At 72.3% G+C, this 6,001-nt stretch carries 8 protein-coding genes; 6 read left to right on the forward strand and 2 right to left on the reverse strand.

Annotation, left to right across the window (positions count from 1 at the left end):
* Positions 1-512 (reverse strand): class I SAM-dependent methyltransferase (locus IJH84_RS24655; protein WP_295149625.1); only part of this gene is annotated, 512 nt, incomplete at its 3' end.
* Positions 513-635: 123 nt separating this feature from the next.
* Here IJH84_RS24655 and IJH84_RS24660 point away from each other — a divergent pair.
* The 6 genes from IJH84_RS24660 (at position 636) to IJH84_RS24685 (ending at position 5,705) form a co-directional block, all read left to right on the forward strand.
* Positions 636-1,280: an alpha/beta fold hydrolase gene (locus IJH84_RS24660; protein ID WP_295149627.1), complete on the forward strand. Its 645-nt coding sequence runs from the start codon at positions 636-638 to the stop codon at positions 1,278-1,280.
* Positions 1,277-2,536, forward strand: a complete 1,260-nt coding sequence (locus tag IJH84_RS24665; protein ID WP_200070825.1) for an NAD(P)/FAD-dependent oxidoreductase — start codon at positions 1,277-1,279, stop codon at positions 2,534-2,536. The genes IJH84_RS24660 and IJH84_RS24665 overlap by 4 nt, the downstream gene beginning before the upstream one ends.
* Positions 2,533-3,288: a DUF1365 domain-containing protein gene (locus tag IJH84_RS24670; RefSeq protein ID WP_295149631.1), complete on the forward strand. Its 756-nt coding sequence runs from the start codon at positions 2,533-2,535 to the stop codon at positions 3,286-3,288. The genes IJH84_RS24665 and IJH84_RS24670 overlap by 4 nt, the downstream gene beginning before the upstream one ends.
* Before the next feature lie 474 nt (positions 3,289-3,762).
* Complete coding sequence (locus tag IJH84_RS29385; protein ID WP_367269092.1) at positions 3,763-4,299, forward strand: class I SAM-dependent methyltransferase; 537 nt, start codon at positions 3,763-3,765, stop codon at positions 4,297-4,299.
* 51 nt (positions 4,300-4,350) lie between these two features.
* Positions 4,351-4,953, forward strand: a complete 603-nt coding sequence (gene sigK, locus IJH84_RS24680; protein WP_200070823.1) for an ECF RNA polymerase sigma factor SigK — start codon at positions 4,351-4,353, stop codon at positions 4,951-4,953.
* Positions 4,950-5,705, forward strand: a complete 756-nt coding sequence (locus tag IJH84_RS24685; protein WP_200071129.1) for an anti-sigma factor — start codon at positions 4,950-4,952, stop codon at positions 5,703-5,705. The genes sigK and IJH84_RS24685 overlap by 4 nt, the downstream gene beginning before the upstream one ends.
* Positions 5,706-5,858: 153 nt before the next feature.
* On the opposite strand, the gene IJH84_RS24690 is transcribed toward IJH84_RS24685, so the two are convergent.
* On the reverse strand, positions 5,859-6,001 hold a 143-nt coding region (locus IJH84_RS24690; protein WP_295149635.1), incomplete at its 5' end, for a dihydroxy-acid dehydratase.

Below are 6,001 nucleotides of genomic sequence, written 5' to 3' on the forward strand. Positions count from 1 at the left end.
CCGGTGAAGTACCCGCAGGAGTAGGCCATGCTCGGATCCAGCAGCAGCTCGTAGAACTCGTTGCCGGTGTCGTAGTGGTGCGCGATCACCGAGCGGTCCCGGCGGCGGCTGTGCAGCGCACCGCTCGGGCGGGCCTCGCTGGCGGGCGGCTTCGGCCGCGGGCCGATGGCGCCGAGCGCGACGGCCTCGCCCAGCATCCGCCGCCACGCCGAAGGCCCGAACCGCGGCTTGGCCACCCGCTGCTCGCGGAACGCCGCCCAGCAACGGCGCAACCCTTCCGCGAGATCCCCTTCCACGTCGAGATCGCCGGAGACGAACGCCCGCGCCAGCCCGAGCTCACCCGGGCTGAACAGCAGATGCCGCAACGCGCGCCGCCTGCGCAGCACCACCCGCGGCCCGCTGCGCGGACCGGCGGTGCTGCCGTCCCAGGCCACCACGCCAACCGGCAACGGCACTCCCACGAGGTCCCGCAGCACGCCTTCGATCCGTTCCGCAGCCTGCCGAGCACGCAACACGCACACCTTCCCCGAGCGTTTCGATCGCGGGTGGTTCGGAGCCCGCGGCGCCCCGGACGGCTCGCTGTGATCCATCCGACAACGACCAGCCCGAACGCCCGGCGGCTGCGAACAACGGGTATGCAATCCCCCAAGCTGCGGGTCCTGCGCTCCCGCGCGGACACCCCCGGCACGATCGTGCTGGTGCTGCACGGCGGGCGGGCCACCAGCCACGCCCCCGCACGCGGCCACCAGCTCGCCTACCTCCGGATGCGTGCCGTGGCGCGGTCGCTGCACAGCGCAGGCGCCGGCTGCTCCGCGCAGGTGTGGCTGCTGCGCAACCGCTTCCGGGGCTGGAACGAACCGGACCTGGACGCCGTCGCGGACGCGCGCTGGGCGCTGGAGCGGATCCAGCGGGAGCACCCGCAGGCCGGGATCGTGCTGGTCGGGCACTCCCTCGGCGGCCGGGTCGCGCTGCGGCTCGCGGGCGAGCCCGGTGTGCGCGGGGTCTGCGCGCTGGCTCCGTGGGTCGAGCAGGACGAACCGGTCGAGCAGTTGCGCGGAAAGCCGGTGCTGATCGCGCACGGCGACGAGGACCGGGTGACCTCAGCGGCCGCGTCGGCCGACTACGCGGTGCGCGCGCGGCGGCAACCGGACGCGCCAGCGGTGACCTACCGGCGAGTTCCCCGCTCGGGGCACGCCATGCTCCGGCGCAGGCCCGAATGGAACGCGTTGACCAGGCGGTTCGTCCGCGCGCTGCTCGCGGGCGAGGAGCCGGTGCGATGACCGGGACGGTAGCCGTGATCGGCGCCGGAGTCTCCGGCCTCACCGCCGCGCACCTGCTGCGGCGGCGCTACGACGTGCTGCTGTTCGAGGCCGACGACCGGCTCGGCGGGCACGCGCACACGCACCGTCTGACCACTTCGGACGGCCGAGTGCTGCCGGTGGACAGCGGGTTCATCGTGCACAACGAACGGACCTACCCGAATCTGCTGCGGTTGTTCGGCGAACTCGGGGTGCGCACCCGCGAAACCGAGATGTCGATGAGCGTGTCCTGCGACGGCTGCGGGCTCGAGTACGCGGGCGCGAAGCGCGCAGGCGGGCTGTTCGCCCAGCGCGGCAACGCTTTCCGCGCCCGCTACCTGCGGATGCTGGCCCAGGTCCCGCGCTTCCACCGGTCGGCGAACCGGCTGCTGGACGCTCCCGGCGCGCAGGCGGACGAAGTCACCCTCGGCGATTTCCTCAGCACGCAGGGATTTTCCCGCTACTTCGTGGACCACTTCGCGCTGCCGCTGGTTTCCGCGGTGTGGTCGGCGGATTTCGCCACCAGCGCGCGCTATCCGGCGCGGTACCTCTTCGAGTTCCTGCGCCATCACGGCATGTTGTCGGTGTCCGGCTCGCCCACCTGGCGCACCGTCGAAGGCGGCTCGCGCGAGTACGTTCAGCGCGCAGCCGCAGGTTTGTCCACAGTGCACACCCCGGTCCGCGCGGTGCGCCGCGCGGAGGACCACGTGCAGATCCGCGACGAAGCCGACCGCACGCACCTGGCCGACCGGGTGGTGCTGGCCACGCACGCCGACCAGGCCCTGGCGCTGCTGGCCGACGCGACCCCGGCGGAGCGGAAGGTCCTCGGCTCCTTCGGCTACTCCGAGAACGAGACCTGGCTGCACACCGACCCGGCAGTGCTGCCGCGCAGCGGCGGCGCGCGGGCGTCCTGGAACCACCACAAGCCCAGCTGCGCGGCGGATCCGGGGCACGTGCTGGTCAGCTACGACATGAACCGCCTGATGCGGCTGGCCGAACCGGCGGACTACCTGGTCACGCTCAACCCGGCAGGCCGGGTCCGTCCGGACCGGACACTCGCCCGGATGCACTACCGGCATCCCATCTACACGCCGGATTCCGTTGCAGCGCAACGCCTTCTTCCGGGGCTCGGGGACGACCGCACGAGGTTCGCGGGCGCCTACCACGGCTGGGGCTTCCACGAAGACGGCTGCGCCAGCGGCGTCCGGGCCGCCGAAGCGTTCGGAGCGGGGTGGTGACCGTGCCCACCGCCCCGGTGCGCTGCGACGCCCCAGCGCTCTACGACGTCACCGTCTCGCACACCCGGCACGGCGACGAGCCGACCCGCTTCCGGCACCGGCTGCACACCTGGCTGGTCGACCTCGACGAACTGCCGCGGCTGCCCAGGTGGCTGCGGCCGTTCGCCCGCTTCGACGCACGCGACCACCTCGGCGATCCGGACCGCAGCATCCGCGCGAACGTGGACCACTGGCTCGGGCTGCAGGGCATCGACCTGCGCGGCGGCCGCATCCTGATGCTCGCGCACGCCCGCGTGCTCGGGTACGTGTTCAACCCGATCACCGTGTACTGGTGCCACCGCCCGGACGGCGAGCAGGCGTGCGTGGTCGCCGAGGTGCACAACACCTACGGCGAGCGGCACTGCTACCTGCTGCACCCGGACGCGGAGGGCCGCGCCGAGACCGGCAAGCACTTCTACGTCTCCCCGTTCCTGCCCGAGAACGGCCACTACGAGATGCGGATCCCTCCACCCGGCGAGCACGTCCACGTGCGCATCCGCTTCCGCGACGAGTCCGGCCCGCGCCTGACGGCCGTGCTGACCGGAAGCCGACGGCCCGCGACCGTGCCGGCGATCGTGCGCGAGCTGCTGCGCCGCCCCCTGCTCCCGCACCGCGTCGCCGCGCTGATCCGGCGGCACGGCATCGCGCTGTGGCTGCGCGGAGTTCGCATCGCGCCCCGAAAGCCGCACGTCCACCAGGAAGGTATCCGATGAGCACCGCCCTGCACCAGCCCACCAGCACCCCACCGTGGGAAGCGCTCGAAGCCGCGCCGGACTCGCCCGCCCGCGCCTACCTGGCCGAGAAGCTGTTCCGGCACGCCGTGCGCGACCTGCCGGTGCAGATCGCGCTGGCGGGCGGCGAACGGCTCGGCAGCGGCGGCGCAGGATCCCCGCTGATGCGGATCACCGATCCGGCCGCGTTCTTCCACCGGCTCGGCGCCGACTCCAAGATCGGTTTCGGCGAGTCGTACATGGCGGGCGAATGGGAGAGCCCGGAACCCGCCGACCTGCTCACCCCGTTCGCCGAACGGCTCCCGCGGCTGGTGCCGAAACCGCTGCAAGGCCTGCGCCGGTGGGTCGACCCGCCGAAGCTCGTCGCGGAGCGCAACACCGCCGCGGGTTCGCGGCGCAACATCGAACGGCACTACGACCTGTCCAACCGAGCAGCGCGAACTCGCGCAGAAGCGGCTGGCCGAAGCGGGCCTCGCCGACCGCGTCGACGTGCAGCTGCGCGACTACCGCGACGCCGAAGGCGGCTACGACGCGATCGTCAGCGTCGAGATGATCGAAGCAGTCGGCGCCGAGTACTGGCCCGGCTACTTCCGCGCCCTGGACCGGCTGCTCGCGCCGGGCGGGCGCATCGGGTTACAGGCGATCACCATGCCGCACGACCGGATGCTGGCCTCGCGCCGCTCCCGCACCTGGATCCACAAGTACATCTTCCCCGGCGGCGAACTGCCCTCGCTGCAGGCGATCGAGCGATGCGTGCGCCGGCACACCGGCCTGCGCGGTATCGAACGCCACTCCTTCGGCCCGAGCTACGCCACGACCCTGCACACTTGGCGCAACCGGTTCATCGAGAACCGGGAGCGGATCGCCGAGCTCGGCTTCGGCGAACGGTTCCGGCGGATGTGGGAGTTCTACCTCGCCTACAGCGAAGCCGGATTCCGCTCCGGCTACCTCGACGTCTGGCAGCTCGGTTTCGGCAAACCGCCGACGGCCTGAACACTGCCACGACCGGGCGGTCGCGACCGCGGCCAAGAAGGGACCCAGCAGATGCCAGAACTCCCGCAGCACGGACCCCGGCGGGTGCCACCACCCGCCGACGACGGAGGTCCGGACGCGCAAGCGCTCATCGCCGAAGTCGCCAAAGGCGATGAACGCGCCTTCGAGCAGCTCTACGAGCTGATCGCGGGTTCGCTGTTCGGGCTCGTCCAGCGCATCGTGCGCGACGCCGCGCAGTCCGAAGAAGTCGCTCAGGAAGCGCTGGTCGAGGTGTGGCGCACCGCCACGCACTACCGGCCGGAGCGCGGCAGCGTGCTGACCTGGGTGCTGACCGTCGCGCACCGCAAAGCCGTGGACCGGGTGCGTTCGGCGCAGGCCGGGCGGGACCGCGAGGCCCGCGTCGGAGCCCGCGACCAGGGCAGGCCGTTCGACGAGGTCAGCGAATCCGTCACCACGCGGTGGGAGCAGCGGCAGGTGCGGCGCTGCCTGAGCACGCTCACCGAGCTGCAGCGCGAGTCGGTGCTGCTGACCTACTATCGCGGCTACACCTACCGGGAAACGGCCGGGCTGCTGGAAGCTCCGGCCTCCACCATCAAAACGCGACTGCGGGACGGGTTGATCCGCCTGCGCGATTGCCTGGGGGTGGGCCGATGAGCACCGACCTCGCCACGCTGACCGGCGCATACGCCGTGGACGCGTTGCCCGACGACGAACGCGCCGAGTTCGAGCTGCACATGGCCGGCTGCGAGGACTGCCGCCAGGAGGTCCGCGAGCTGCGCGAAGCCGCGGCCCGGCTCGCCGCCACCGAGCAATCGGGTGTTCCGGACGGCCTCAAGCAGCGGGTGCTCGCGGAGGTCGCGCAGACCCGGCAGGACCCGCCGCCACCGGCACCCTTGGCTCAGGCGCGGGCGCGGCGCAAACCCTGGGGCGTCCGGCTGGCCGCGGTCGCTGCGGTCCTCGGGATCGCACTGGCCGGCGCGTTCGGCGTGCTCGCGCTGCGCGCGCAGCAGGAACTCGCCGACACCAAGGACCGGATGATCGCCGCGGGCGCTCGCGGCGACGAGATGTCGCAGGTGTTGCAGGCACCCGACACCCGGGTGCTGAACTCGGCCGGTCCGTCCGGCTCGCGGGCCACCGCGATCGTCTCCCAGCAGATGGGCAAGGCGATGTTCATGACCAGCGGGATGGCTCCGGCGCCGAGCGAGCACGACTACCAGCTCTGGTTCATCGGAGCGGACGGTGCGACCCCGGCCGGGCTGCTGGAGCAGGGTCGCGGCGACGGCACCGAGCCGATGATGGCCGCGATGCCCGCCGGAACCGCCACGCTCGGCGTCACCGTCGAACCGGACGGCGGCTCTCCGGCACCCACCACACCGCCGATCATGACCGTGCCGCTGGCGACCTGACCGATCCCGAGTGAAGGGCCCCGGACCCATCGGGTCGAACGGGTCCTTCACTCGGATTCTCGGTGCGGAGTGCGGGGCGTTCTGCGGTCCCGGCATCTCCGAGTCAGCCGCTTCTCCGAGTCAGCCGCCTCTCGAGTAGGCCGGGCCGGCGAGTCAGCACACGGCGCCTTCGGCAGCGGAGCCGACCAGGCGGGCGTACTTGCCCAGCACGCCGTGCCGGAACCGCGGCTCCGGCGCGGTCCACTCCCGCCTCCGGACGGCGAGTTCGTCTTCGTCGACAACCAGGTCCAAGGTCC

The sequence above is a fragment of the Saccharopolyspora sp. genome (assembly GCF_017434145.1).
GTDB lineage: Bacteria > Actinomycetota > Actinomycetes > Mycobacteriales > Pseudonocardiaceae > Saccharopolyspora_C > Saccharopolyspora_C galaxeae.

Coding starts and splice junctions, on each gene's coding strand:
- IJH84_RS24665 (WP_200070825.1), top strand. CDS start 1,277: ATGACCGGGACGGTAGCCGTGATCGGCGCCGGAGTCTCCGGCCTCACC.
- IJH84_RS24660 (WP_295149627.1), top strand. CDS start 636: ATGCAATCCCCCAAGCTGCGGGTCCTGCGCTCCCGCGCGGACACCCCC.
- IJH84_RS24685 (WP_200071129.1), top strand. CDS start 4,950: ATGAGCACCGACCTCGCCACGCTGACCGGCGCATACGCCGTGGACGCG.
- sigK (WP_200070823.1), top strand. CDS start 4,351: ATGCCAGAACTCCCGCAGCACGGACCCCGGCGGGTGCCACCACCCGCC.